This is a genomic window from Photobacterium sp. GSS17 (assembly GCF_028621875.1).
Classification (GTDB): Bacteria; Pseudomonadota; Gammaproteobacteria; order Enterobacterales; family Vibrionaceae; genus Photobacterium; species Photobacterium ganghwense.
Genome location: NZ_CP117517.1, coordinates 3,359,525 through 3,384,376, shown reverse-complemented (window position 1 = coordinate 3,384,376; position 24,852 = coordinate 3,359,525). Strand labels below are relative to the sequence as shown.

At 53.6% G+C, this 24,852-nt stretch carries 25 protein-coding genes; 8 read left to right on the top strand and 17 right to left on the bottom strand.

Annotated features, from left to right (window positions below; translation table 11 throughout):
* Positions 1-11: 11 nt before the first annotated feature.
* The 5 genes from PGW97_RS15465 to rfaD are packed head-to-tail and all read right to left on the bottom strand — an operon-like array spanning position 12 to position 4,951.
* Positions 12-1,097 (bottom strand): glycosyltransferase family 4 protein, encoded by a 1,086-nt coding sequence (locus PGW97_RS15465; protein ID WP_047887212.1) that lies wholly within the window; start codon positions 1,095-1,097, stop codon positions 12-14.
* A 10-nt stretch (positions 1,098-1,107) separates the two neighbouring features.
* Positions 1,108-1,851, bottom strand: coding sequence for a glycosyltransferase family 25 protein (locus tag PGW97_RS15460; RefSeq protein ID WP_217392836.1), 744 nt, complete (start codon positions 1,849-1,851; stop codon positions 1,108-1,110).
* Positions 1,852-1,855: 4 nt separating this feature from the next.
* Positions 1,856-3,025: an O-antigen ligase family protein gene (locus tag PGW97_RS15455; protein WP_273857689.1), complete on the bottom strand. Its 1,170-nt coding sequence runs from the start codon at positions 3,023-3,025 to the stop codon at positions 1,856-1,858.
* 12 nt (positions 3,026-3,037) lie between these two features.
* Entirely contained in the window at positions 3,038-3,994 is a 957-nt protein-coding gene (lpxM, locus tag PGW97_RS15450; RefSeq protein ID WP_273857687.1) for a lauroyl-Kdo(2)-lipid IV(A) myristoyltransferase, read from the bottom strand.
* 12 nt (positions 3,995-4,006) lie between these two features.
* Positions 4,007-4,951, bottom strand: a complete 945-nt coding sequence (gene rfaD, locus PGW97_RS15445) for an ADP-glyceromanno-heptose 6-epimerase (RefSeq protein ID WP_217392838.1) — start codon at positions 4,949-4,951, stop codon at positions 4,007-4,009.
* 114 nt (positions 4,952-5,065) lie between these two features.
* On the opposite strand from rfaD, the gene PGW97_RS15440 reads away from it, so the two are divergent.
* Positions 5,066-5,710 (top strand): TetR/AcrR family transcriptional regulator, encoded by a 645-nt coding sequence (locus PGW97_RS15440; protein WP_273857685.1) that lies wholly within the window; start codon positions 5,066-5,068, stop codon positions 5,708-5,710.
* A gap of 41 nt (positions 5,711-5,751) precedes the next feature.
* Here PGW97_RS15440 and PGW97_RS15435 read toward each other — a convergent pair whose 3' ends face one another.
* The 3 genes from PGW97_RS15435 to gpmM are packed head-to-tail and all read right to left on the bottom strand — an operon-like array spanning position 5,752 to position 9,452.
* A complete protein-coding gene (locus PGW97_RS15435) occupies positions 5,752-6,708 on the bottom strand; it encodes a divergent polysaccharide deacetylase family protein (RefSeq protein ID WP_273857684.1) in 957 nt (318 codons plus the stop codon).
* 30 nt (positions 6,709-6,738) lie between these two features.
* Complete coding sequence (locus tag PGW97_RS15430) at positions 6,739-7,902, bottom strand: peptidoglycan DD-metalloendopeptidase family protein (protein WP_047887205.1); 1,164 nt, start codon at positions 7,900-7,902, stop codon at positions 6,739-6,741.
* A gap of 8 nt (positions 7,903-7,910) precedes the next feature.
* Positions 7,911-9,452, bottom strand: a complete 1,542-nt coding sequence (gpmM, locus tag PGW97_RS15425) for a 2,3-bisphosphoglycerate-independent phosphoglycerate mutase (protein WP_273857682.1) — start codon at positions 9,450-9,452, stop codon at positions 7,911-7,913.
* A gap of 430 nt (positions 9,453-9,882) precedes the next feature.
* Here gpmM and PGW97_RS15420 point away from each other — a divergent pair, with 430 nt between their 5' ends.
* From PGW97_RS15420 to cysE, 4 genes are all read left to right on the top strand, one after another.
* Complete coding sequence (locus PGW97_RS15420) at positions 9,883-10,332, top strand: rhodanese-like domain-containing protein (RefSeq protein ID WP_047887203.1); 450 nt, start codon at positions 9,883-9,885, stop codon at positions 10,330-10,332.
* Between the two features lie 127 nt (positions 10,333-10,459).
* Entirely contained in the window at positions 10,460-10,936 is a 477-nt protein-coding gene (secB, locus tag PGW97_RS15415; RefSeq protein WP_047887202.1) for a protein-export chaperone SecB, read from the top strand.
* An 18-nt stretch (positions 10,937-10,954) separates the two neighbouring features.
* Complete coding sequence (gene gpsA, locus PGW97_RS15410) at positions 10,955-11,971, top strand: NAD(P)H-dependent glycerol-3-phosphate dehydrogenase (RefSeq protein WP_273857679.1); 1,017 nt, start codon at positions 10,955-10,957, stop codon at positions 11,969-11,971.
* Positions 11,972-12,153: 182 nt separating this feature from the next.
* A complete protein-coding gene (cysE, locus tag PGW97_RS15405; RefSeq protein WP_047887200.1) occupies positions 12,154-12,975 on the top strand; it encodes a serine O-acetyltransferase in 822 nt (273 codons plus the stop codon).
* A gap of 100 nt (positions 12,976-13,075) precedes the next feature.
* Here the strand turns inward: cysE and trmL are convergent, their stop codons facing one another.
* The 3 genes from trmL to PGW97_RS15390 all read right to left on the bottom strand — a co-directional run bounded on the left by trmL (position 13,076) and on the right by PGW97_RS15390 (position 15,792).
* A complete protein-coding gene (gene trmL, locus PGW97_RS15400) occupies positions 13,076-13,540 on the bottom strand; it encodes a tRNA (uridine(34)/cytosine(34)/5-carboxymethylaminomethyluridine(34)-2'-O)-methyltransferase TrmL (RefSeq protein WP_047887199.1) in 465 nt (154 codons plus the stop codon).
* A 195-nt stretch (positions 13,541-13,735) separates the two neighbouring features.
* Positions 13,736-15,100: an envelope stress sensor histidine kinase CpxA gene (cpxA, locus tag PGW97_RS15395; protein ID WP_273857675.1), complete on the bottom strand. Its 1,365-nt coding sequence runs from the start codon at positions 15,098-15,100 to the stop codon at positions 13,736-13,738.
* Entirely contained in the window at positions 15,097-15,792 is a 696-nt protein-coding gene (locus PGW97_RS15390) for a response regulator (protein WP_047887197.1), read from the bottom strand. The genes cpxA and PGW97_RS15390 overlap by 4 nt, the downstream gene beginning before the upstream one ends.
* A gap of 184 nt (positions 15,793-15,976) precedes the next feature.
* Here PGW97_RS15390 and PGW97_RS15385 point away from each other — a divergent pair, with 184 nt between their 5' ends.
* The gene (locus PGW97_RS15385) at positions 15,977-16,468 is read left to right on the top strand and encodes a CpxP family protein (RefSeq protein WP_273857674.1); all 492 of its coding nucleotides are present in this window, start codon (positions 15,977-15,979) and stop codon (positions 16,466-16,468) included.
* A gap of 552 nt (positions 16,469-17,020) precedes the next feature.
* Positions 17,021-17,983 (top strand): 6-phosphofructokinase, encoded by a 963-nt coding sequence (gene pfkA / locus PGW97_RS15380; protein ID WP_047887195.1) that lies wholly within the window; start codon positions 17,021-17,023, stop codon positions 17,981-17,983.
* A 265-nt stretch (positions 17,984-18,248) separates the two neighbouring features.
* Here pfkA and tpiA read toward each other — a convergent pair whose 3' ends face one another.
* Complete coding sequence (tpiA, locus tag PGW97_RS15375; RefSeq protein ID WP_047887194.1) at positions 18,249-19,019, bottom strand: triose-phosphate isomerase; 771 nt, start codon at positions 19,017-19,019, stop codon at positions 18,249-18,251.
* A gap of 406 nt (positions 19,020-19,425) precedes the next feature.
* Between tpiA and PGW97_RS15370 the strand changes: the two genes are divergently transcribed.
* Positions 19,426-19,773 carry a 5-carboxymethyl-2-hydroxymuconate Delta-isomerase gene (locus tag PGW97_RS15370; RefSeq protein WP_047887193.1) on the top strand — a complete coding sequence of 116 codons (348 nt, stop codon included), beginning with the start codon at positions 19,426-19,428 and terminating at the stop codon, positions 19,771-19,773.
* A gap of 209 nt (positions 19,774-19,982) precedes the next feature.
* On the opposite strand, the gene PGW97_RS15365 is transcribed toward PGW97_RS15370, so the two are convergent.
* The 5 genes from PGW97_RS15365 to glpK form a co-directional block, all read right to left on the bottom strand.
* Positions 19,983-20,330: a DUF3135 domain-containing protein gene (locus PGW97_RS15365; protein WP_047887192.1), complete on the bottom strand. Its 348-nt coding sequence runs from the start codon at positions 20,328-20,330 to the stop codon at positions 19,983-19,985.
* Between the two features lie 167 nt (positions 20,331-20,497).
* Positions 20,498-21,241 carry a ferredoxin--NADP reductase gene (locus tag PGW97_RS15360; RefSeq protein WP_047887191.1) on the bottom strand — a complete coding sequence of 248 codons (744 nt, stop codon included), beginning with the start codon at positions 21,239-21,241 and terminating at the stop codon, positions 20,498-20,500.
* A 13-nt stretch (positions 21,242-21,254) separates the two neighbouring features.
* A complete protein-coding gene (locus PGW97_RS15355; protein ID WP_047887190.1) occupies positions 21,255-21,872 on the bottom strand; it encodes a helix-turn-helix transcriptional regulator in 618 nt (205 codons plus the stop codon).
* 144 nt (positions 21,873-22,016) lie between these two features.
* Complete coding sequence (gene glpX, locus PGW97_RS15350; RefSeq protein ID WP_047887189.1) at positions 22,017-23,024, bottom strand: class II fructose-bisphosphatase; 1,008 nt, start codon at positions 23,022-23,024, stop codon at positions 22,017-22,019.
* 252 nt (positions 23,025-23,276) lie between these two features.
* Positions 23,277-24,794: a glycerol kinase GlpK gene (gene glpK, locus PGW97_RS15345; RefSeq protein WP_107193914.1), complete on the bottom strand. Its 1,518-nt coding sequence runs from the start codon at positions 24,792-24,794 to the stop codon at positions 23,277-23,279.
* Positions 24,795-24,852: the final 58 nt, after the last annotated feature.

Genomic DNA, 24,852 nt, shown 5'->3' with positions numbered 1-24,852 from the left:
ATCAGACTGTCCTACTTCGTTGGGTGCAGCAGCTTTTCAAAAAAGGCGATGTGATGGCGTACGGTTTCCATCGCATTGAATTCCGTATCCAGTTTCTTTTGTGCCGCGGCGCTGAATCGGGCAATTTTGTTTTTATCCGTAATCAGCTGGTTCATTGCCTGGCCCAGAGCCTGTGCATCGCCGGCCGGAACGATAAAACCGGTTTCACCGTCATCAACCAGCTCCGGCGAACCACCGGTGGTGGTGACGACAGAAGTGGTTCCGTTTGCCATGGCTTCAATAATGGTACGAGGCAGGCCTTCACCACTGACTGATGGCTGAACCTGGAAATCGGCCATGGCCATGATCGAGGGAACGTCTTTACGGTGGCCGACCAGGTGGATCCGGTCTGCCATAGGGCTTTGCCTTATTTCGTCAAAGTGAGGTTCGAAACCGCTGCCGACCAGCAACAGGTGGAAATTCGGGTTATCAATCTGGTGGGTGGCTTGTACCAGAACCGAAATCCCCTTGCTCGGGCGCACATGCGCGGCGCAGACGGCAATGATGTCATCGTCGGTCAGGCCAAATTCTTCACGCTGGGTCGGTGCAACACTGTACCAGTCCAGCTGGTGACCTTTATAAATGGTGACGATGTTGTCGCGGTTTTTCCAGACGCGCTGGCTGACATCGCGGCGCACGGCGTCAGATACACAAATGATACCGTCAACCCGTGGGTGAAGATGGGTCAGGTAAGCACTGGGATCGTGGCGATACAGGCCGCCTGTTGTGCCCCGGTAAGTCACCATTTTAGCGCGGGTGCCGATGCAGGCAAACGCGGCATTGGGAATGGTTTTGGAGTTAAATCCGTAGCAGATGTCGTAGTCGCCATCTTTCAGTTCGCGATGCAGGGTTTTGATGGTCTTTGAACAAATTTTCTTGGTCGGGTAGCAGTCGATCACTTTTACCCCGTGCTCACGAAAACGGGACACATATTCGGCATCGCCCTGCGTGGCGACCGTTACCTGATGACCCTGGCGAACCATTTCAATAAACATTTCCGCTTCTGGACGAACGCTGTTCCATGCGTGATGGTAGGAGCTGGCAATCAAAATTTTCATAATTCAGGCTTTATTTTTGTTTGATTTTATACAGAGCGTTATGTGTTTCGCGCTTAAAGAGCTCGGTCAGATTAAACCACTCCCGTTTGCAGCGGGTCAGCAGGCTGCGCGGTGGTTTCTGGCTGTCGTAACCGATGTCCGAATCGAAAATCGGGTCGTTGGTTAAACAGGCAGGGGCTGTGCCGTAGCAATCGACCTGGTTGATCCAGAAACGGTCCATATAAATATCGACCGCCATATACCAGCGATCGGAATGTGCCAGGAACTTCCGGGCTCCGGTCGGCGTCAGGTAATAACCGGTGGCACTCATATGTCCCTTGGTAAATTTGCATACAGACGTTGCGCCTAGAGAAACCAATGGGGTGAAGTTAAATGCTTTGCGCTTGTTATCAAACAGGCGGATACATTCAAATTTGGGATCAAGGGTCGGTATAGCCCGGACAAAGTCCGTCATTGGTGCCGGATAAAGCAGGGCATCATCCTCAATTACAATAATTGGCTTATTCAGCTCAACGCACTTTTGCCACAACAGATAGTGGCTGGCATAGCAGCCGAGTTGCCCTTTGCTCAGCGATTTGCCGCGGTATAGCTGACTGAGATGATCATCATAGTTGTCGAACAATGGGTGATGGCCTTCGCGGCCATTCACTGCGGAGAAAACGGAAAAGGGTAATCCGAGTTCGTCAAGCTGCCGAGAGATATTGTGACGGCGCTCAACGGAGGACTCCAGGTTGATGACAAAAATTTCGTACATATCGTTAGTGTTTTCTGCTAGATGTCGTTAAGCAGCTGACCAGAAAAATATACAACAGCAGCGGCTGTGGGTGGCTAAAAGGGACATCAGTTAACGATGCCGTGGCATAAAGAAGAACGATAGAGCTCAGCATATAGCGGTGCTGATGTGAGACGTGTGAGAGGCCGATCAATGGCACTGATAGCAATGTCACTAGTAGTATTACGCCAATTATGCCGCTCTTTACCAGCCGATCCAGGAACTGATTGTGATAATGGGCCGGATTTTCCTGCTTTAAGCTTTCGGATGCCTGCCCTTGTCGGTAGAGTTCGTTGAACTTCTCGTGGTGATATCTGCCAAGTCCCAGTAACCAGTTATCTTCAACAAGTTGCGGAGCGATTGCCCACATCTGCAACCGTAATCCTGCTGATGTATTGAAGTTACCAGACATGATCTGATTCACTTCATATTGTGTTTCATCAATTCGTGCTTCAACAACCGGTTTTAAGGCAAAGCTGCCTACAGCTAATGTAGCTAGAGTAATGAGGCAGGCTTTTCGGGTCATTAGTAAATGGCGTAAGCGTAATGCGACGATCAGCATCACTGTAATAAAGTAACCCAACCAAACTCCGCGGGTCTGACTGATGATGACAGCGGCCATACCAATGAAGAACGCCGCGATAAGAATTTTTTTATTACAAGTGTCATTGCCCGTCATCATGGCTAAGGCGGACAAGCTGATTGCTGCACTCATTGTCGCCTGAGGAATAGCATTGATTGGCCATAGCCCGCGATGCATATCTAGATACAACCCGTAATAGAAAGCCATTCCAAAACACGCAATACTTCCCATCAGGCACAGCCAGCTTAAGAGGCGCTGCGAAATGAGTTCTCGAGGAAAGCAAATCAGCATGACTGACGCCATCAACAGGGCACGAATTTCTCGGGAACTGATGCCGTGATAGAAGTGACTGAAAAGACCATAAGCGGTCAGTGCCAGTACTACCCATAAAACCCGGTTGTGACGGAGGTTGTCTCTGGTCGTCTGAAGTCCATAGTAACTTATTGAGGTAATGGCGGAAATCACAACCAGTGCGACCATCGGCTTATCGCCATCGCCGACAACCAGTAAGCCGCTGAACAGCCAGATAACCGGCAGCAGGATAAGGGTGTTGAATATTGTACTTCTGTTCATTCTGCCCTGATCCTACTTCTTGACGTTATACGGGTTGGCTTCGCCATTTGGTCGCGTTTTTAACAGACGAAGAATCCACATATATTGTTCCGGGCGTTCGGTGACGTACTGCTCGATGCACTCGTTCATCAGACGGGCATCCTGCTCTTCGGTTTCCAGAGGAAACGGTGACAACGGCGGATAAATGTTGATTTCATACTGGCCGGTTTTGCTGTTGTATACAGAATAAAGCGGCACAATTTTCGAACGGCTTAATTTGGCCAGTCGGCCAAGACCCGAAATCGTTGCCTTGGTGGTGGCAAAGAAGTCAACAAACACACTGTGTTCGGGGCCGAGGTCTTCGTCGGGTAAGTAGTAGCCCAGATACCCTTCACGGATCGATTTGATAAAGGGCTTGATACCACCACTGCGCTCATACACGCGACCGCCATACTGCACGCGTTGTTTGTGCATCAACCAGTCGGATACCTCATTCTTTTGCTTCTTGGCCATGGCCGATACCGGCAGGCCGCGGGATGCCAGCAGCACCGCAGGAATATCGATGGCCCAGGTGTGAGGTACCAGCAGGATAGCGCTTTCTCCCTGTTCTTTCAGGGCGGCCAGGTGCTCTTCACCGCGGATGATGGTGTGGCTTTCCAGCCAGGCGCGGCTGCGTACGCTCAGAGAGGCGAATCCCATCAGGAAGCTGCCTGCGGTGATGTAGCTTTCCATCAGCATGGCTTCCCGCTCAGCCTCGTTTTTGTCGGGAAAACACATCGCCAGGTTCACCCGTGCGCGTCGGTTGGACTTGCTGTCAAATTTCATCGCCAGCTTGGCAAAACCGGTCGCGATGGTGCGGCGGACACGGTGTGGCAACAGGCACAGCAGGGATGCAACAGCCACGGCCAGCCAGGTTCCCCAGTATTTTGGGTGCAGGAAATGCCAGTGAAACTCAGGGTTATAAGCTTGTTTGTCGTAATGATCTTTCATGGGCGATAAAATTTAACTGTTGATGATTGCCATGTATTCGGCCACGCCCTCGGCCACCGATTTGAATTCTTCCTTGTAACCGGCTGCGCGTAACTTGGTCAGATCTGCCTGGGTGAAGGCCTGATAACGGCCTTTCAGGTGATCCGGAAACGGAATTTCTTCCACCTGGCCCTTGCCGTGGAACGCGATGACGGCTTTAGCGACTTCGTTGAAAGACTCCGCTTTGCCAGTGCCGCAGTTATAGATGCCGGAAACGCCTTGCTGCCAGAACCAGAGGTTCACCTTGCATACATCACCGACATACACAAAATCACGTTTAAGGTGCTCTGAGCCTTCAAACAGCTTCGGATTATCACCTTGGTGGATTTGTGTATTCAGGTGGAAGGCGACGGAGGCCATACTGCCCTTGTGCTGCTCGCGGGGGCCGTAGACATTGAAGTAACGAAAGCCGGTAATTTGCGACAGCGATTCGCCGTTTGCTTCTGCGTCCTGCCACAAGCGACGGACGTAATTGTCAAACAGCTGCTTGGAGTAGCCATAGACATTGAGCGCCCCTTCGTAGGCGCGCTCTTCAATAAAGTCATGGTCGCGGCCGCCGTAGGTCGCTGCGGACGAGGCATACAGGAAAGGAATCTGGCGCTCCAGGCAGTAGTGCAGCAGCTCTTTCGAATACTCGTAGTTATTGAGCATCATGTACTTGCCGTCCCACTCAGTGGTGGATGAGCAGGCACCCTGATGGAAGACCGCCTCGATAGGGCCAAAGTCATCACCGGCCATGATTTGCGTGATGAAATCTTCCTTGTCCATGTAGTCGGCGATATCAAGGTCGACCAGGTTGGCAAATTTGGTCCCGTCTTTGAGATTGTCCACAACAAGAATGTCGTTATGGCCTTGCTCGTTCAGGGCTTTCACTATGTTGCTGCCGATCATACCGGCGCCACCAGTTACAATAATCATGGCTATTCCAGTCTTCAGTTTGGGCAAACGGTCGCATCACTGCCGCCGTTATGAATTATCTTTATGATAGTATTAGCAGATTGCCAACGTCATGGGCACAGAAGTGAGAAGCAAATGAAGACCCGCGATAGAATTATCCTGGCAGCACTAGAGCTTTTCAATGAAAGCGGTGAGCCAAACATAACCACGAACCATATAGCCGCTCATCTGGGGATCAGCCCCGGCAACCTGTATTATCATTTCCGTAATAAAGAAGAGATTATACACAGTATTTTTGATCAATACGCCCATGATCTCAGGATTCATTTCCAGCCACTTGATCTCCAACAGATCACGGCGGATAACCTACTGGCGTATCTAGACTCTGTCTTTATGCTGATGTGGCGTTATCGCTTCTTTTACGCCAATTTGCCGGACATTTTGCGCCGGGATGCCGAGTTGCAGCAAAAATACCTGCTGGCGCAGGAAGGGCTGCATCAGAACATCATGGCGATGATGAAAAGTTTCCGGGCCAGTGACCTGCTGGCGCTGGATGATACCGAGTTGGGGGCGTTGGTAAACACGCTGAAACTGGTTGTGTCCAGCTGGATTTTTTATCAGAGTGCCCAGGCACCAGGGGCCGAGATCACTAAGAGCGTGATTTATCAGGGCGTGTTGCAGATTCTGGCGATTGTCCGTCCGCTGACGACAGACAAAGGGCGGGATTATGTCCGGGAGCTGGAAGCGCATTACTGTGAACAGGTAGAGCGCAATAGCTAACCGATACTCAGACATCCCCCCTAGGGACTAAGAATTGGGCGCTAGGGTGTGGTGCCGGACGGGGGCTGATCGGCCGCATACAAGGCAGAAAGCCGGACCAGAGTGATCCCTTCTGCCGCCAGCGTCGGTAACCGGTTTTGCAGCGTGGCTAACGTAACAGGGTGAGGGTGGCCTATGGCGATCACTGCCCCCTGCTGCTGTGCCTGATAGATTGCTCGTTGCAACTGCTGGCTGATGAACGTTTCTGTGGGTTGGTGGTCCAGAAAGATGTGCCGTTTCAACGCTGGCACCTGATAGGTGTGCGCGGCCGTCAGTGCGACTGAGTGAACCGTGGTCCGACTGTCCAGAAACGCCAGATGCTGATGAGCCAGCACCTCCATCACCCAGTTCATGGCTTGAGTGTTTTGGGTGAGGGCGCTGCCCATATGGTTGTTGACCGCGAAGGCGTCGGGGACTTTGCGCAGCGCCTGACGAAGCGTTTGCTGGAATTCGGCCTTGGTCATTCGGGAAGTCAGCGTGGTGCGTTCCAGTGGCGCGGCACGGCTTGGCTCCATCGGCATATGTAGCAGGACATCTCGTAGCTGACTAGTTGCTTCGTAGCTGGTGGCGGTTGCATAGGGGGTATCGGGGAGTACCGAAATGCTGATCTCGGCAGGCAAGGTTCGGAAAGTTAGCGGAAGCGGCTGGTAGCCTAAGTCGTCAATCACGATCGCCAGCTGACCAGCCTGAATGGGCGCGGGGAGCAGTAAGCAAGAAGCCAGCAATAAGCTGGCAGAAAGCAGCAAGGCTGCCCTTTTTCTCCTGACTGTCCCTTCGCCGATGAGACGCCCTGCCTTGAGTTGTCTGGCAAAGAGGTGCCTGACAAAAGAACCGGGATATTGCCGTGTCCCTAGCTGGGGGCGTTCAGAGATACTCAGCCACCGAGTCCACGGCGTCGGAACATCATGCTCGCAGTGGTGCGAGTGAAACAGGTGGTGCAAGTGTCGAATCCATGACATTACTGCAAGTTTCTCCTGTTTCGGTCGCGATTAAGGTTGCCCCAGCCAGCTCCTTGGGTTGGTCGGCGTACCTTTGCGACGAATTTCGAAGTAAAGGGAGGACTGCTCCTGCCCGCCACTGTCGCCGACCAGTGCGATAGCTTCATTGGCCTGTACGTTATCGCCCACTTTTTTCAGCAGTGCCTGATTGTAACCATAGAAGCTCATGTCGCCTTTGCCATGATCGATCACCACCATTAGGCCGTAACCACGCAACCAGTCGGCAAACACCACCTTACCCGGGTAGATAGCCTTGACCTGGCTGCCAGCATTCTGGCCGATCACCATACCTTTCCAGCGTAGCTCACCTTGTTGCGGTGAACCATAGGCGTGGACGATTCGTCCGCTGACCGGCCACGGCAGCTTACCTTTGTGCTGGCTCAGGCCGTTCATAGGTGCCCGGCGGCGGGCGGCTTCAGCCGCGGCTTTGGCGCGGGCGATTTCTTTAATCAGGCGCTGCTCGTTCTCTTTCAGCTCGGCCAGGTAACGGTTGTCGGTGTTAATCTGCTGTTTGAGCTTGCTGACTGTGCTTTGACGCTGGCGTCGTTCCGACTCCAGCTTGGCCTGATGTTTTTTTAGCTCGTCGAGTTTGGTTTGCTGTGCTTCTTGCTGCTGGCGCAGGGTATGTTGCTTCAGCTGCAATTCGGTCGTGGTGGCAGCCAGCTCATCCAGCGCCTGAGTGCGCGCTTGGCTCAGTCGTTCGGCATAGACCGTATAGCGATCCAGTTTGTCACGGTTTTCCCCGCTTAAGAGCAGCGCCAGCTGGCTGTGCTGTCCCTGACGGTACTGGGCATCCATCAGCGCTTTCAGCATTTCCTGCTGTCCCAGCTGCTGTTGTCTGAGTGAGGCCATCTGGGTTTGCAAGGTTCGCACAGACTGATTCAGTGACTGAATCTGGCTCTCGGCACGATGGATGGATTTTGCCGTTTCAGCAATGCCAACTTCCTGTTTACGTAAATCTTTCTGGAGTTGGTCGATGTGCTGACGCTGGCTGCTGACCTGTTGTTGTTGGCGTGAAATTTCTTGTTTGACGCCATCAAGCTGGTTCTGGTTTGCCTGGGCTGCCGGAGCGGCAAACGCCAGACATAACAAAGCGCCAGTGCATAATGCACTGGCGCGGATGGATTGGTGAAGGTTACGAATGATCTCCCGCATAGCGGTGATTATTTCAGATCAAACAGCACCTGACCAGTCATCTCTGCAGGGATTTCCATGTCAGACAGCGCCAGCATGGTTGGGGCCAGATCTGACAGTTTCCCGCCATCTTTCAGAGTAATAGATTTGCTGCCCACGTAAACCAGAGGTACCGGCAGGCTGGTGTGCGCCGTATGGATGCCGCCGGTTTCCGGGTTCACCATCATTTCGGCGTTACCGTGGTCGGCAGTGATCAGCAGTTGGCCGTCCATTTCACGGATAGCGTCAACTACGCGGCCGATACAGGTATCTACGGCTTCACATGCTTTTACCGCAGCATCATAAACGCCAGTGTGGCCGACCATGTCACCGTTCGGGTAGTTACAGATAATGGTATCAAACTCACCGCTCTTGATTGCGGCAACCAGCTTATCAGTCAGCTCCGGCGCGCTCATTTCCGGCTGCAGGTCATAGGTGGCCACTTTTGGTGAAGCGACCAATTGACGAGATTCGCCGTCAAACTCATTTTCGACGCCGCCGTTAAAGAAAAACGTAACGTGCGCGTATTTTTCCGTTTCAGAAATACGCAGCTGTTTTTTGCCTTTCTTCGACAGCCACTCACCCAGGGTGTTGGTCAGGCTTTCTGGTGGGAAAGCAGCAGGCAGGTTAATGTCAGCCGCGTATTGAGTCAGCATGACAAAATCGGCCAGTGCCGGGAACTGCTTGCGCTCAAAGCCGGCGAAATCTACTTCGAATGTACGTGTGATCTGGCGGGCACGGTCAGCACGGTAGTTCATGAACAAGACGGCATCGCCATCCTGCATCGCAGCCACAGGTTGGCCTTCGGCACGGATTTCTGTCGCTTTGACGAACTCATCGTTTTCTTCGCGGGCATACGCCGCTTCCAGACCTTCAACGGCAGTGGCAGCGGTAAAGTCAGCATCCGCAGCAGTCAGCAGGTTGTAGGCTTTTTCAACACGTTCCCAGTTGTTGTCACGGTCCATCGCGTAGTAACGACCAACCAGAGACGCAATGCGGCCTTTACCCAGTTGGGCAAACAGGGCATCGAAACGCTCCAGAGAGGCTTGAGCGCTACGTGGCGGCGTGTCGCGGCCATCCAGGAAGCAGTGCAGGTAGATGTGCTCAGCACCGCTATTCGCGGCCATCTCCACGGCTGCGGCAATGTGGTCTTCGTGGCTGTGCACACCGCCTGGTGACATCAGGCCCATGATATGAACGGCTTTGCCAGCTTGAACGGCTTTATCAATCGCGGAAGTCAGCGCTGGGTTTTCGAAGAAATCGCCGTCAGCGATAGATTTGGTGATTCGGGTCAGATCCTGGTACACCACGCGACCGGCACCGATATTGGTGTGGCCCACTTCAGAGTTACCCATTTGACCGTCCGGCAGGCCAACATCCATCCCTGAGGCAGAGATCAGGGTGTGCGCTTCATTCGCCATCAGACCATCAAGAACCGGAGTTTTCGCGTTGGCAATCGCGTTGTCGGCGTTGTCTTCACGGTAACCCCAGCCATCCAGAATAACCAAAGCCAGAGGCTTCTTAGCAGACATATGCTGTCCCTCGTTAAAGTTAGAAATCTGAGTGTAAATTGGATCAATTACCTTAACCCTAAGGCACCGGCAGGATTAAGGTAATTGAACGCTTTAACCGTAATTTTACTACAGTTTCCTGCCCGAACTGTAGGGCAAGATCAAACAATGCTGTAAATGGTTTGTTATCTTCTTACGGAAATATATTCATTTCTGCCTCTTAGTGTAAGCCCTGGCGGGGAGTTTTTTTCATTTTTCTTGTTCCGGATACCGGGGGCGGAAAGATCGTTCAATACTTGTACCAGCGGCCGTAAAATCGAGTGAGCCGTAGCTCGTAATTACTGTCCCTGTCTGTACAACCGGGCTGGCGAAGGTATACTCAGGATCCTTATTTTTGTGGTGGTTAGCCTCCGGAAAGCAGGCTGATATTTAGGAACATAGAGCGTAAATCATGCAGCAATACATCGATTTTGTAACAAGTAATCCAATTCTGTCTCTGGTGTGGGTCGGTCTGATCGTAGCCATCATTGCGTCTTACGTAAAACAGAAGACTGCGGGCTACAAGTATGTGACGCCAAACGAGGCCACGGCGCTGATCAACCGTGAGAACGGGGTGTTTGTGGATATCCGCAGCCGAGATGAGTACCGCGGTGGTCATATTGCCGGGTCACTTCACATTCTGCCAAGCCAAATCAAAGAACAGAACTACGGCGAACTTGAAAATCACAAGAACGCCCCAATCATCGTGGTATGCAAAACAGGCCAGACCGCACAAGAAAGTGCCAACCTGTTGCACAAAGCCGGTTTTGACAACGTCAACCTGCTGAAAGATGGCCTGATTTCATGGAATGAAGCAAACCTGCCGCTGATTCGCAGCAAGGCCGGTAAAGGCAATAAATAAGTCTGTGGCCGGCAGCATGATGCTGCCCGTTACGATGAAATCAGATTTGTGCAGTTGTGATATAAGATCATGGTTGCGATATTGAATGGCTCACTGCGGTGAGTACAGAGAGAAAAAGGACTCTAACATGGCTGAAGCAGCAAACAACGAAGCACAGCAAAACTTCCAAATCCAGCGTATTTTCCTGAAAGATGTTTCTTTTGAAGCACCAAACTCTCCGCAAATGTTCCAGCAAGAGTGGAACCCGGACGTGAAACTGGATCTGGATACTCAGAGCCGTGAACTGGCAGAGGGCGTATTCGAAGTGGTACTGCGTCTGACTGTGACGGTGAAGAATGCTGAAGAGACAGCTTTCCTGTGTGAAGTACAGCAAGCCGGTATCTTCTCTGTGTCGGGTATGGAAGCGCCTCAGCTGGCTCACTGCCTGGGTGCATTCTGCCCGAACATCCTGTTCCCGTACGCTCGTGAAACTATCTCTAGCCTGGTGGTTAAAGGGACATTCCCACAACTGAACCTGGCGCCGGTAAACTTTGACGCACTGTTCATGAACTACCTGCAGAATCAGGCGCAGGCTCAGGGCGACGCTGAAAACACTGAAGCGTAATTTATCTGGGTGACCGTAATGAATCCTGGTAACGAACAAGCCATCACAATGACCGTTCTGGGCGCAGGCTCATACGGTACATCACTGGCGATTTCACTGGCGCGCAACGGTGCCAACGTGATCTTGTGGGGCCATGATCCGGCCCATATTGCGCAGCTGGAAATGGATCGATCCAACGAAGCCTTCCTGCCGGGAGTGGCTTTTCCGGAATCTCTGATCCTGTCTGCCGATCTGGAAGCGGCCGTGAAGGCCAGCCGTGATTTACTGGTCGTGGTGCCAAGCCATGTCTTTGGCGAGGTGCTGCATCAGGTGAAACCGCATCTGCGTTCGGACTCCCGTATCTGCTGGGCAACCAAAGGGCTGGAGCCGGAAACCGGTCGCCTGTTGCAGGACGTTGCGGTTGAGGCGCTGGGTGATCAAATCCCGCTTGCCGTGTTGTCAGGCCCTACGTTCGCCAAAGAGCTGGCGGCGGGTATGCCGACGGCGATTGCGGTGGCATCACCGGATGAAGCGTTTGTTCGTGACCTGCAGGAAAAAATTCACTGCAGCAAGACGTTCCGGGTATACAGCAACAGCGATTTTATCGGGATGCAGCTTGGCGGTGCCGTTAAAAACGTGATTGCGATCGGTGCCGGGATGTCTGACGGTATCGGTTTTGGTGCTAATGCCCGGACTGCGCTGATCACGCGGGGTCTGGCAGAGATGTGTCGTCTGGGTGCGGCGCTGGGTGCTCAGCCGGAAACCTTTATGGGCATGGCCGGCTTGGGTGATCTGGTCCTGACCTGTACCGACAACCAGTCGCGCAACCGCCGCTTTGGCCTGGCTCTGGGTCAGGGGAAAGATGTGGATAGCGCGCAACAGGAAATCGGCCAAGTGGTGGAAGGCTACCGTAATACCAAGGAAGTCTGGGTTCTGGCTCAACGCATGGGCGTGGAAATGCCGATTACCGAGCAGATTTACAAGGTGCTGTATCAGGGCAAAGATGCCCGTGAAGCGGCTAAAGATCTGCTGGCGCGTGAGAAAAAAGACGAATAACGGTCAGGTTGAGCCACAGGCTTAACCGCGCTCCCAACCCTCAAGCAACGCGGGCTGTCATACCCGCGTTGTTTTTTTTTCTGGGGGGAGTAAAGTTATAAGATTGTAAGTACACGACCGGCCCCGGTTTTTGTCGGCCGGCCAGCAAGCCTATTCCAATTCGAAACGATACCGAGGACAACGTGAGGGAATGTCAACAACACGCCGTGTGGCAGTCAATCAAGCAGGAAGCACGGGAGCAGTCTGAACAAGAACCTATGCTGGCCAGCTTTTATCATGCCACGATCATTAAGCACGATAACTTGGCTGCTGCGCTGAGTTATATTCTGGCCAATAAACTGGCAACTCCGTCGATGCCGGCAATGGCGGTGCGTGAAGTGATTGAAGAGGCGTTCAGTAGCGACTGCGCAATCACAGAGTCAGCGGCCTGTGATATTCGTGCGGTGGTCGAGCGAGACCCGGCGGTTGAGCTGTACTCGACGCCTCTGTTGTATCTGAAAGGTTTCCATGCCCTGCAAGGCTACCGGGTGGCGAACTGGTTGTGGAAGCAGAACCGGTTTGCGTTGGCGGTGTATCTGCAAAACCAGATCTCCGTGACCTGTCAGGTGGATGTGCACCCGGCGGCCCGTATTGGCCAGGGCATCATGTTCGACCACGCCACCGGGATCGTGATTGGTGAGACCGCGGTGATTGAGAATGATGTGTCGATTCTGCAAGATGTGACCCTGGGCGGCACTGGTAAAGAAAGCGGTGATCGACATCCGAAGATCCGGGAAGGGGTCATGATAGGTGCCGGTGCTAAAATTCTCGGCAATATTGTGGTGGGCGAAGGGGCCAAAATTGGCTCATGTTCGGTCGTACTGAATCCAGTGCCGCCACATACCACCGTCGCTGGGGTACCGGCCAGAATTGTCGGCCGTCCAAGCAGTGAAAAGCCTTCTATGGATATGGATCAGCAGTTCAACGGCACCAGCCAGACGTTTATTGCCGGTGACGGCATTTGAGTGTCTGATAGGGGCATGCCCTGTTACTCACACCATAAAAACACTCATACCATAAAAAACGAGAGCTCAGGCTCTCGTTTTTTATGGTCGGCAGAAAGGGTCAGACTGCGCCTTTAAAACCCAGCTGGCGCCAGGCTTCATAGCCAATGATCGCTGCGGCATTGGACAGATTCAGGCTGCGGCTGTCTGGGTGCATCGGAATCCGCAGACGTTGTTCCTGCGGCAGGCTGGCGATGAGTTCGGCTGGTAATCCCCGGGTTTCCGGACCAAACAGCAGAATATCGCCTTCGGCAAACTGCGCATTGGTATGGTAGTTGGTGGTTTTAGTGGTGCAGGCGAAAATGCGACGGTCACCCACATGGGCCAGAAAGGCGTCGTAGTTTTTATGACGGAACACATGGGCCAGATCGTGGTAGTCCAGACCAGCGCGGCGCAGCTTTTTTTCTTCCAGATCAAACCCGAGTGGTTCAATCAAGTGGAGGTTGGCACCGCAGTTGGCGCACAGGCGGATGATATTGCCGGTATTAGGGGCAATTTCCGGTTCATACAGGGCGATATCAAACATGAGGCTGATTTCTCGTTATCCGGTTGACTGCAATTGCAGGGGGGTAAAGTTTCAGAAGACGTGTAGCGGACGCTAATGTAGCAGAAGCGACCGCAACGGGAAACGCAGGCACTGTAAATCGATATGGAACAAGCGGAAGAAAAAAGCGAGCCAACATGGCTCGCTTGGTATGGTCAACGGGGACGTTCACCTGGCTCAGGAGATGGCCAGCGGCAGGGTCAGGGTAACGCGCAGGCCGCCGAGCGGGCTGCGGCTGGCCGTGACTTTACCGCTGTGCTGGCGGATGGCGCTGTCGGTGATCGCTAGCCCCAGGCCGGTGCCGCCACTGCTGCGATCCCGAGCTGTCGACACCCGGTAAAATGGGCGGAATATATCGCCCAACTCGGCTTCCGGCACGCCATCGCCGTTGTCATCGACGGTCATGATTAACCGATCGTCGGTGTGGGTAAACTCGAGGCGGATTTGGTCATTACCGTATCGGATGGCGTTGCGAACCACGTTTTCCAGCGCACTGATCAGCAGGTTCGGGTTGCCTCGCAGCGGCCATGCCTGCAGCGGGGTATACTCCAGCTGCTTGCCACATTGCTCGGCCTCAAAGCGGGCATCTTCCAGCATTTCGAACCATAAGGCCTGGGCGTCGCACAGTTCGCGCTGATCATGGCTGTTGACCTGCATGCGAGATAATTCCAGCAGTTCGCTGATCATTTTTTCCAGTCGCTCGGCCTCGGTATCAATCCGGGTCAGCTCTTTGCTTTCGCCCTGTTTGCGCTGGGCCAGCGCCGTGGCCATCCGTAACCGGGTCAGCGGAGAGCGCAGTTCATGCGAGATATCGGACAGCAGGCGTTGCTGCCCGCCAATCATCTGGTTAATGGCTTGCACCATCTGGTTAAAGCTGGCACCGGCCTGTTTGAATTCACTCGGGCCGGCTTCCAAGCGGGGATCGGCCTCAAACTCGCCGCGGGTCACCCGTTCTGCCGCCTGCTGCAGGCGGCGGGCCGGAATGGAAATCGCCCAGGCAAGCCAGAGCAGTAGCGGGGTACTGACCAGCATAGTTACCAGCAGGAGCTGGAATGGCTTGTCCAGAATCTGCAAGAAGAAGGGCGGTGGTTCCCGCCAGATCCGGCCGACATACATCAGCAGGGTGTCGTCGCGATAGCTGATCGGGAAGGGACCGGCCATCATCCAGCGGCCGTACAGCTTTTGCCGCGGGGCATCCGGGCTGTCTGCCATGGTGATGAAGTTGCGCAGTGCCTTGTTTCGTCCGGTCGGCGCAATGATTTCGGTGTCCACCGTGGTGAAATACAGCTGGAATCCGCGGTGGCGCTGGTGATCGGTAAAACGCTGCAGCTTTTGCTCCAGTGCGGCATTGCCCTGATTCAGTTCGTCAGCGACGTCGGCAGCCAGGTCGTGGTAGCGCTGGAGCTGAGGTTCCGGAATCGTGTGCTGGGTACGGGGATCCAGATGCGGCAATAGCAACAGGGTCAGTACCACGATCAGGAGGGTAAGCCAGAAGATCGCGAAAATACGGCCATACAGGCTGGAGAAACGGGGCAGTTTCATTCGCTGTCCTCAACCAGCAGGTAGCCTTTGCCGCGCAAGGTTTTCAGCCAGGGTTTGCCATCCGAGCGCTCCGGCAGTTTCTTGCGCAGGTTCGATACGTGCATGTCAATGGCCCGGTCAAACGGAGCCAGGCGTTTGCCCAGCACTTCCAGGCTGAGTTCGTGCTTGGCGATGATTTTGCCCGGATGCTGAATGAAGTAGCTCAGTAATGCCAGTTCCGTACCGGTCATTTCAATGGGGGTGCCGTGGTAAAGCACTTCCTGACGTCCCGGGTACACTTCCAGTTCCTGATAACGCAGGCAGTCCGGGCCGGATTTGGCCAGTGGGCCGTTGCCCTGGGTACGGCGCAGGATCGCGCGCATTCGTGCCAGCAGCTCACGGTCACTGAAGGGTTTCGGTAGGTAGTCGTCGGCCCCCAGTTCCAGCCCCAGCACCCGATCTATTTCCTCGCCCTTGGCGGTCAGCATTAGCACCGGTGTGGCGTGGTGCTCGCGCAGGCGGCGCAGCATTTCGGTGCCGTTGAGCACCGGCATCATGACATCTAACAGGATAAGATCGATACTGTCGTCGACCTTTGCCAGACCCTGTTCGCCGTTGTTGGCTTCAACAACATCAAATCCCTCCATTTCCAGAATATCGGTTAACAGAGAGGTCAGTTCGGTATCGTCATCAACAAGCAGAATTTTGGCCATAGCAACTACCTTACAAATAAGCGGTTGACGATAGTATCTCTAATATTAAAGGAGCACGCCAAGCGCAAGACCCCCGGCTTTACGCAGTTTTACGTTTCAAAGACAGCCCTTTACCTTGCAGGCGGTAAGCTACACCCATACCGATAACGCATTCGTTATTGCAAGAACAGAACGGAGATGAACGATGAAAGCGATGAAGAAAACTCTGGCCCTGGCTGTACTCCTTCCTCTGACAATGGCCTCTGCATCGGCCCTGGCGTACGGTGGCGGTATGCACCACCATGGCGGGAAAGGCGGCGACTGCGGGATGTATGATGGCAAACGTATGTTCAGCCAACTGGATCTGACGGCCGAGCAGCAAGAGAAGATGACCGCCATGCGCGATGCCAACCGTGAAGCCCGTCGCAGTGAAATGGCGAGCCACCGGACTGAAATGCAGGCCCAGCATCAAAAGATGCAGCAATTGGTCCTGGCAGATAACTTCGATGAAGCGGCTGTGCGCGAGTTGGCAAAACAGATGTCTGAGCAGCAGGTTGAACACCGCGTCACCATGCTCAAGCAGCGCCATGAAATGTTTAAGCTACTGACTCCAGAGCAGAAATCCAAGTTCCAGCAGCTGCAGCAAGATCGTATGGCACAGTGCCAGGCTCGCTGGGCTGAAAAAGCGAAAAACTAACAGACTTATTCGGGTAGCCTTGCGCGAAAACCGTCTCTTTCGGGAGGCGGTTTTTTTATATCTTTGTTATTTAGATCAGGATGTGATTTCAGTCGCTTGCCCGATTTTTGTTATTAATTTTCATCACAAAACAGCTATACTGCGGGTAATGCCCAGTCTGTGCTGCCAATCAGGCGTGATTATCATGGAGGAATTCACATCGCCCGCGGTCGTCACCCTTGCGCACTACTGGAGGCCCTGATGTCAGGATATATACTGGTTATAGTATGTGAGTGAAGGCGTTGTCATGCGTTTGCCCTGCCACTCAACAGGGCCTGTATCACAGCGATAACCCCCGCGGTTGGAGAAAATATCGGCACCGGGGTGAAGTCGCAGGCTATCGTGATATGAATCAACAAATTTTTTTATCAAAATTGTAATACTCCTACATTAGTAGGAAAGTTACAGTTTTATGCGAGCATGAGCCCGGAGCGGGTTTATGGTGCCAAGCAGGGGAACCTTGGCAACTCGTACCGGATTTGAGTTTTCATTTCCCAAAGTCAGAGGGTAACCATGATTAAGAAGATTGGTGTATTGACCAGTGGTGGTGACGCACCTGGTATGAACGCGGCGATTCGCGGTGTTGTGCGTGCAGCATTGTCTGAAGGCCTGGAAGTTTATGGTGTTTATGACGGCTATCAGGGCCTGCATCAAAACCGCATTGAGAAACTGAACCGCTCAAGCGTGTCTGATGTGATCAACCGCGGCGGTACTTTCCTGGGCTCCGCGCGTTTTCCTGAGTTCAAAGATGAAAAAGTGCGTGCTCAGGCCATTGAAAACCTGAAAATTCACGGCATTGACGCGTTGGTTGTGATCGGTGGTGACGGCTCTTACATGGGCGCCAAGAAGCTTACTGAAATGGGTTATCCGTGTATCGGTCTGCCTGGCACGATCGATAATGACGTGGCTGGTACCGACTACACCATCGGCTACCTGACGGCGCTGAACACGGTCATTGATGCGATTGACCGCCTGCGTGACACGTCTTCCTCGCACCAGCGTATCTCTATCGTTGAAGTGATGGGCCGCCACTGTGGTGACCTGACGCTGATGTCGGCGATCGCGGGTGGTTGTGAGTACATCATTACGCCGGAAACGGGCCTGAACAAAGAGCAGCTGCTGGCGAAAATCAAAGAGGGCATTTACAAAGGCAAGAAACACGCCATTGTTGCCCTGACAGAGCTGATGACTGACGCGAACGAGCTGGCAAAATACATCGAAGATGAAACGGGCCGCGAAACCCGTGCAACAGTGTTGGGCCACATCCAGCGTGGCGGCCAGCCGACAGCCTTTGACCGTATTCTGGCATCACGCATGGGCGCCTTTGCGGTTGAGCTGCTGATGCAGGGCCACGGTGGTCGTTGCGTGGGTATCCAGAATGAGCAAATGGTTCACCACGACATCATTGATGCGATCGAGAATATGAAACGCCCGGTTCGTACGGATCTGTACGCGCTGGCTGACAAACTGTTCTGATCGCCGTCGCGATTGTTGCAGAGTGAGAAAAAGCCGGTGTTTGCACCGGCTTTTTTGTGCCTGTTATTTCGGTTTTTGGGCTGCCTGCCGTTGTGCTGCTATCGTATTGGCTGTTTATGATGCGAAGCTCTGGGACGGGCAGTAAGTAACGGGCCGCTTTAATGAAAAATCCACGCATCAGTCGGCATACACAGAAACGCCAGCAACAAAAAAGCCGCCAAGTGGCGGCTTTTGTCATCTGACCGGGGATACCGGCAGAAGAAGATTATTTTTTCGCTTCAGCCGCCGCTTTTGCGATAGCCGCAAAGCTGGTTGCATCCAGAGCTGCACCGCCAACCAGCGCGCCGTCGATGTCAGGCTGGGCAAAGTAAGCGGCCGCGTTTTCTGGTTTCACAGAACCGCCGTACTGGATGACGACTTGTTTAGCCACATCTTCGCTTTTCTCTGCGATGTGCGCACGGATAGCCGCGTGAATGCGCTGAGCGTCATCCGCTGTTGCAGCTTTACCGGTACCGATGGCCCAGATTGGCTCGTATGCGATGATTGCGCCGTTCAATGCGTCAACACCCAGGGTGTTGATCACTGCGTCGATTTGACGGGCACAGACAGCGACTGTTTCGCCAGCTTCGTTTTGCGCTTCAGATTCACCGATGCACAGTACTGGCGTCAGGCCGTGCTCTTTCAGGAATGCAAATTTCTTCGCGACGAACTCGTCAGATTCGCTGTGGTATTCACGGCGCTCAGAGTGGCCGATGATGATGTGGCTTGCGCCGAAGTCTTTTAGCATCTCTGGAGAGATATCACCGGTGAAGGCACCGCTGGCGTTCACGTCAACGTTCTGAGCACCCAGAATGATCTTGTTCTTGGCCTTGCCGATCAGTTGTTCAGCCAGATCCAGGTACATCACTGGTGGAGCAACGGCTACGTCAACACCTTCAACCCCTTCAAGAGCCGCATCAAGGCCCTTAATCAGGTTAGATACCATTTCCTTGCTACCGTTTAGCTTCCAGTTACCCATAACCACAGGATGGCGCATAGCTTTTCTCCAAGTCTATTTGCTGTAAAAAGAATACCTAAGAGCATAGTGATCTGAGGGCGTGGTGCTGGCTGGGCCGGCAACCCAGATGACTATGCTATTGGGTATTCGTGACCGCGGTGATGTTGCGTACTTAAACTGTAACTATATATCAGTTTGTGACAATAATTTACTGCTCTAAATCATTTCTGTGCTCGGTTGTACCTTTTTCCCTGATAAAAGGGAACCGTTACGCGGCATTTTTTTTCAGGCTGGTGAAATTAGCGGCACAATCCGGGCGCGGAGAGAGTGATCGGCCGGGCAAATCTGACGGTCAGGCTTGGCGAGCCGCGCCGCTTTTCGTTACTGTGGCGGGGCGAATGATTTCCCCGGCAGGGTGCCGGGGCTGATTACCTAGGAGGAAAGGATGCCAAATCTCGTCATGGAATACGCTGAACCTGTTGCTGAGCGGGTTAATGTTCCCGGTTTACTGGATGACCTGCATCAAGTGCTGTTGACCAGCGGGGTGTTTGAACCGGCCTCGGTCAAATCCCGCAGTTACTGCTGCCAGAACTGGCTGGTGGGCGAGGCCGCCAATGTGCCCACTTTTATTCATCTTGAACTCAGTCTGCTGTCCGGTCGCTCGCCGGAAACCAAACGGACGATTTCCCGGGCGCTGATGGCGGTGCTGGAACAGCATGCCGGAGGGATCAACAGCCTGACGATTGATATCCGGGATATGGATCGTGAGTGCTTTCTTAAAGTCAGCGGATGATGTGTTTCCACAACGTTAGCTTGCCCAACGATAGCTTTCCTATCGTTAACTTTCCCATCGTTAGCTTTCCTATCGTTAACTTTCCCATCGTTAGCTTTCCCATCGAGAGTTTTTTCAACGAGAGCTTTTGAGCGGTCGCTGTTTCCAACAGCCACTGTCTCTGATACCTCAGCTCCGAAGACGGGCTGATTGTCTCCCTCCGCCTCCTGTTACCGTGTTTGCTTGGGCGTGGTGGCATCCGGTTGGCGGGGCGAGGCCGGAAAGGCACGAATATCAGCCTGTTGCTCGGTCAGGGTATCGGGTGCATTAAGCGCTTGGGCAAAGCGTTTGAGCTGCTGCTGCAATTCGCTCATTAGCAGAATATTGGTGTGGTTGGGGTTTTTGCCCCGGGCAATGACATGATTGATATGACTGAGTTGAGCGCGCAGCCGGGGTTGCATCTCTGCACTGGCATGGCGAATGATCTCTTCGCTCATGGACAGGCGCAGTGCTTCGAGGGCGTCCGGATTGTCCTCGGCCATTTTTTTCAGTTCATCAAACGACGGTAAAGTCTGCATAAGGCCCCCTAACACTTTACAAGTGAAAAACTGTAAGTAGAAACAGCTGGATTGTTGTTATGCAATAAAGTTAGTTGTCAGGGAGGGGAGGAGTCTGCTTCATGATTGAGACACCGGGATCATTGGTGATCCCGGCGGAGAGTCGGATGGCTGTGAGACGTTTTGGGTTACCAGTAATGCTCCATGGTGATTTGGCCCGGTTTGCGGCGCAGATTTTTGGCAAATCCTAGCGCTTCAAGAGTGGCTTTGGTGTCACGCACCATTTCCGGGTTACCGCAGAGCATGATCTGGCTTTTTCCCGGGTTGAGCTTCAGCCCGATGTGGCGTTCCAGCATGCCGTCGGCGATGGCCTGCGGAATACGGCCGGTCAGTGCCAGTTGTGCCGGCTCGCGGCTGACAAAGGGCTGGACAATCAGCTGGTCCGGGTGTTTTTCCAGCAGGGTATTGATCTCCGCCTGATAGCTCAGATCGGCCGCGAAGCGCACCGCGTGGATCAGTATGACTTTGCGAAACCGTTTCCAGACCTCGGCTTCGCGCAGAATCGACAGATACGGGCCAATCGCAGTCCCGGTGGCCAGCAACCAGAGATGTTCGCCGTCCGGCACCTCATCAAGGGTAAAAAAGCCGGTCGCCCGGGCTGAAATCAGGACTTCATCACCGGCTTCCAGGGCATGGAGAGCAGGAGAAAGCTGGCCGTCCGCCACGCGGGTAGCATAAATTTCAATGTGCGGGCTCGACGGAGGATTAACGAAGGAGTAGGCACGCTGAACCCGTTTGCCGTCAATATCCAGCGCCAGTTTAGTAAACTGGCCGGCTTTGAAGGGTTCGATGTTGGCCGTCAGCACCAGGCTAAATAAGTCCTGGTTCCAATGGCGGTTAGTAATAACCTGAGCGGGGATCCAGTCAGCCATAATGTTCTCCTCGTTATGATTTTTTTATGCGATACGTACAGCGCCTCTCGCCAGCAATAATGTGTTCATTACGCTCTACCTGGATGTCCTTACCCAGTAGACGTTGGAAAATGGTGAGTTCGGACCGACAAAGGGACGGGCAGTGCTCGGCGGCATGACAGATAGGACAGTGATTCTCAATCAGGATAAAGTCCTCGCCATCCCGTTGAAGCTCTGCCATGTAGCCTTCCTGTTCCCTGAGTGTAGTCAGAATTTGCAGTTTTTCTTCTAAATTTTCGGCCTGTGCCAGCTCGGCCTGATATTGTTCAAAGGTTTGATTCTCCCGGCGTTCGACGACCTGATCGAGGCCGCTGCGGCCAAACAGTTCTTCGACAGAATCAAGCATTTGAATAATAAGATCGCCGTGACGGTCAGCAAATCGCTTGTGCCCTTTGGGTGTCAGGTGCCAGTGGCGGGTCGGCCGGCCCACTTTCACTTTGACATCCTCAAAGTCCACCAGGCCATCTTCTTCCAAGCCGAGCATGTGCTGGCGCACGCCCATGGTCGTGAGCTTGAACTCTTCAGCCAGCATTTTGGCCGTCACCGGTCCTTCTCGTTTCATCCGGTAAAGAATTCGATCAATGGTTTTCATAGCCACCCGTGTTAAAAAAGTGTTCCTAGTAATTATGTAGTCAGGCTGCTAAATAAAGCAACAACTTTACAAAGTGAGGCGGGGGAGGATCACGGGTAATAAGGAAGGAAAAGGGCGCACTTGTTGTGCGCCCGGGAGATGCGGTTACAGGATGTGGTCTTTGATGGCCTCATCCTTGCGATCCAGGTAGTGGGTCGATTTGATGCGGCGGATCGTGCGGCATTTACCGCGGATCAGCAGAGTCTCGGTCGTCGCCATGTTGCCCTGACGGGTAATCCCTTCTAGCAGGTCGCCTTTGGTGATCCCGGTACCGGCAAAAATCACGTTATCGCTGCGTGCCATGTCATTCATGGTCAGGATAGTGTTCGGCTCAATGCCCATTTCGCGGCAACGGCTGATTTCTACTTCGCCCAGCTCGCGGTTTTCAGCCGTATCGCCTTTGACCTGATGACGCGGCAGCAGACGGCCATGCATGTCGCCGCCCAGCGCGCGGATCGCGGCGGCAGAAACTACGCCTTCCGGTGCGCCGCCAATGCAGTACATAAGGTCAACTTCGCTGTCTGGCATACAGGTCAAGATGGAAGCGGCTACATCACCGTCCGGCACGGCGTACACGCGTACACCCATCGCCTGCATCTCTGCAATCACTTGTTCGTGACGTGGCTTGGCCAGAGTGATGACCACTAGGCGATCCAGGGGTTTATCCAGCGCAGCGGCAACGGCTTTCAGGTTGTCAGTCAGGGATTTGCCCAGATCGATCACCCCTTTGGCGGCCGGACCGACAACCAGTTTTTCCATGTACATGTCAGGGGCTTTGAGGAATGACCCTTTTTCACCGGCCGCCAGAACGGCCAGGGCGTTGTTCTGGCCCATTGCTGTCATACGGGTGCCTTCGATAGGATCCACTGCGATATCAACGGCATCACCGCCAGTACCCACTTTTTCCCCGATGTAGAGCATAGGTGCTTCATCGATCTCACCTTCACCGATGACGATTTCACCGTCAATTTCAGTTTGGTTGAGCAGGGCACGCATCACTTCGACCGCTGCGCCGTCGGCCGCGTTTTTGTCGCCGCGGCCCAGCCATTTGTAGCCAGCCAGTGCAGCGCCTTCTGTGACGCGGGAAAATGCCATCGCCAAATCGCGTTTCATGGTTACTCCAGAAAAAGAAAATCAGTGGGCTAGAAAACTGGCGGCGATTTTATCACAGCTGACAAGGAAACGTTTGCGTTTGCGCAAAAATGTGAAATTCGCAGCGGTTTACGCGCAGAATCGGATCGAAAGCGAAATGTTTGTTCGGGGCGCGCTGGGGATACGGCACCGGGCTGGAGTGTTCTGGTGACGGTCGCGGGCATGAAAAAGGCCTGCATCGGCAGGCCTTGAAAGGGAACGAGTTTGAGGGGATTAGCAATCGTCTTCGTCGATGGCCCAGCCTTTGGCGCACTCCACCGCACGTTTCCAGCCGCGGTAGCGACGGTTACGTTTGTTCTCATCGGCACATGGGATGAACTTGCGATCCAGCACAGCTTTGTCTTTTAGCTCATCGATGTTGCCCCAGAATCCGACTGCCAGACCAGCCAGGTAGGCAGCCCCCAGTGCGGTAACTTCGGTTACCACCGGACGGTGCACCTCAGTATTAAGGATGTCGGACTGGAACTGCATCAGGAAGTTGTTGGCGACCGCGCCACCGTCCACTCGCAGGCTCGCCAGTTGAATGCCGGAATCTGCCTGCATTGCGTCCAGGACATCGCGGGTCTGGTAGGCCACACTTTCCAGCGTTGCGCGGATAATATGGTTTGAGTTCACCCCGCGGGTCAGACCAACGATGGCACCACGCGCGTAAGGGTCCCAGTAAGGCGCACCCAGACCGGTGAAAGCCGGTACCACATACACGCCGTTGGCGCTGCCCACTTTCTCTGCAAAGTATTCGGAGTCTTTGGCATCGTCCAGCAGTTTGACTTCATCACGCAGCCACTGAATTGACGCACCACCCATAAAGACGGCACCTTCCAGGGCGTAGGCCACTTCCCCTTTCGGGCCACAGGCCAGGGTTGTCAGCAGGCCGTTGTGTGAGGTGACTTTCTCGCTGCCGGTATTCATCAGCAGGAAGCAGCCGGTACCGTAGGTATTTTTCGCCTGACCGGCGCTGACACACATCTGGCCAAACAGTGCAGCCTGCTGGTCACCGGCAATCCCGGCGATAGGAATACGGGTACCGCCTTTACCACCGATGTTGGTTTTGCCGTACACTTCAGATGAAGGCTTCACTTCCGGCATCATCGACAGTGGGATATCCAGCGCTTTCAGCAGTTTTTCATCCCACTCCAGGGTATTGATGTTGAACACCATAGTACGTGAGGCGTTGGTGTAATCCGTCACGTGAACACGGCCCTGGGTCATTTTCCAGATCAGCCAGGTATCGACCGTACCGAACAGCAGGTTGCCGGCTTCTGCCTCTTCGCGGGCACCTTCGACGTTGTCGAGGATCCACTTGATTTTGGTACCGGAGAAGTACGGGTCAACAACCAGGCCGGTGTTGTCACGGATGTACTCTTCCAGCCCTTCAGCTTTTAGTTTTTCGCAGATATCAGCGGTACGGCGGCACTGCCAGACGATGGCATTGTAAACCGGCTTACCTGTATTTTTGTCCCAGACAATGGTGGTTTCACGTTGGTTAGTGATACCAATCCCCGCCACCTGATCAGAGCTGATACCGGCTTTTGCCAGCGCTTCGACCAGTGTAGAGCTTTGTGTTGCGTAGATTTCAAGAGGGTCATGCTCAACCCATCCGGCTTTCGGATAGATTTGGGTAAATTCACGCTGCGCGGAACACACAATATTGGCGTTGTGGTCCAGCACCACGGCGCGTGAGCTGGTCGTCCCCTGATCTAGTGCAACAATGTACTTTTGCTCTGTTGTCATGACGGTTTCCTCTATTTTCATTTTATAAGGGTAGTAGAGTGTTTGTTATTCATACGTA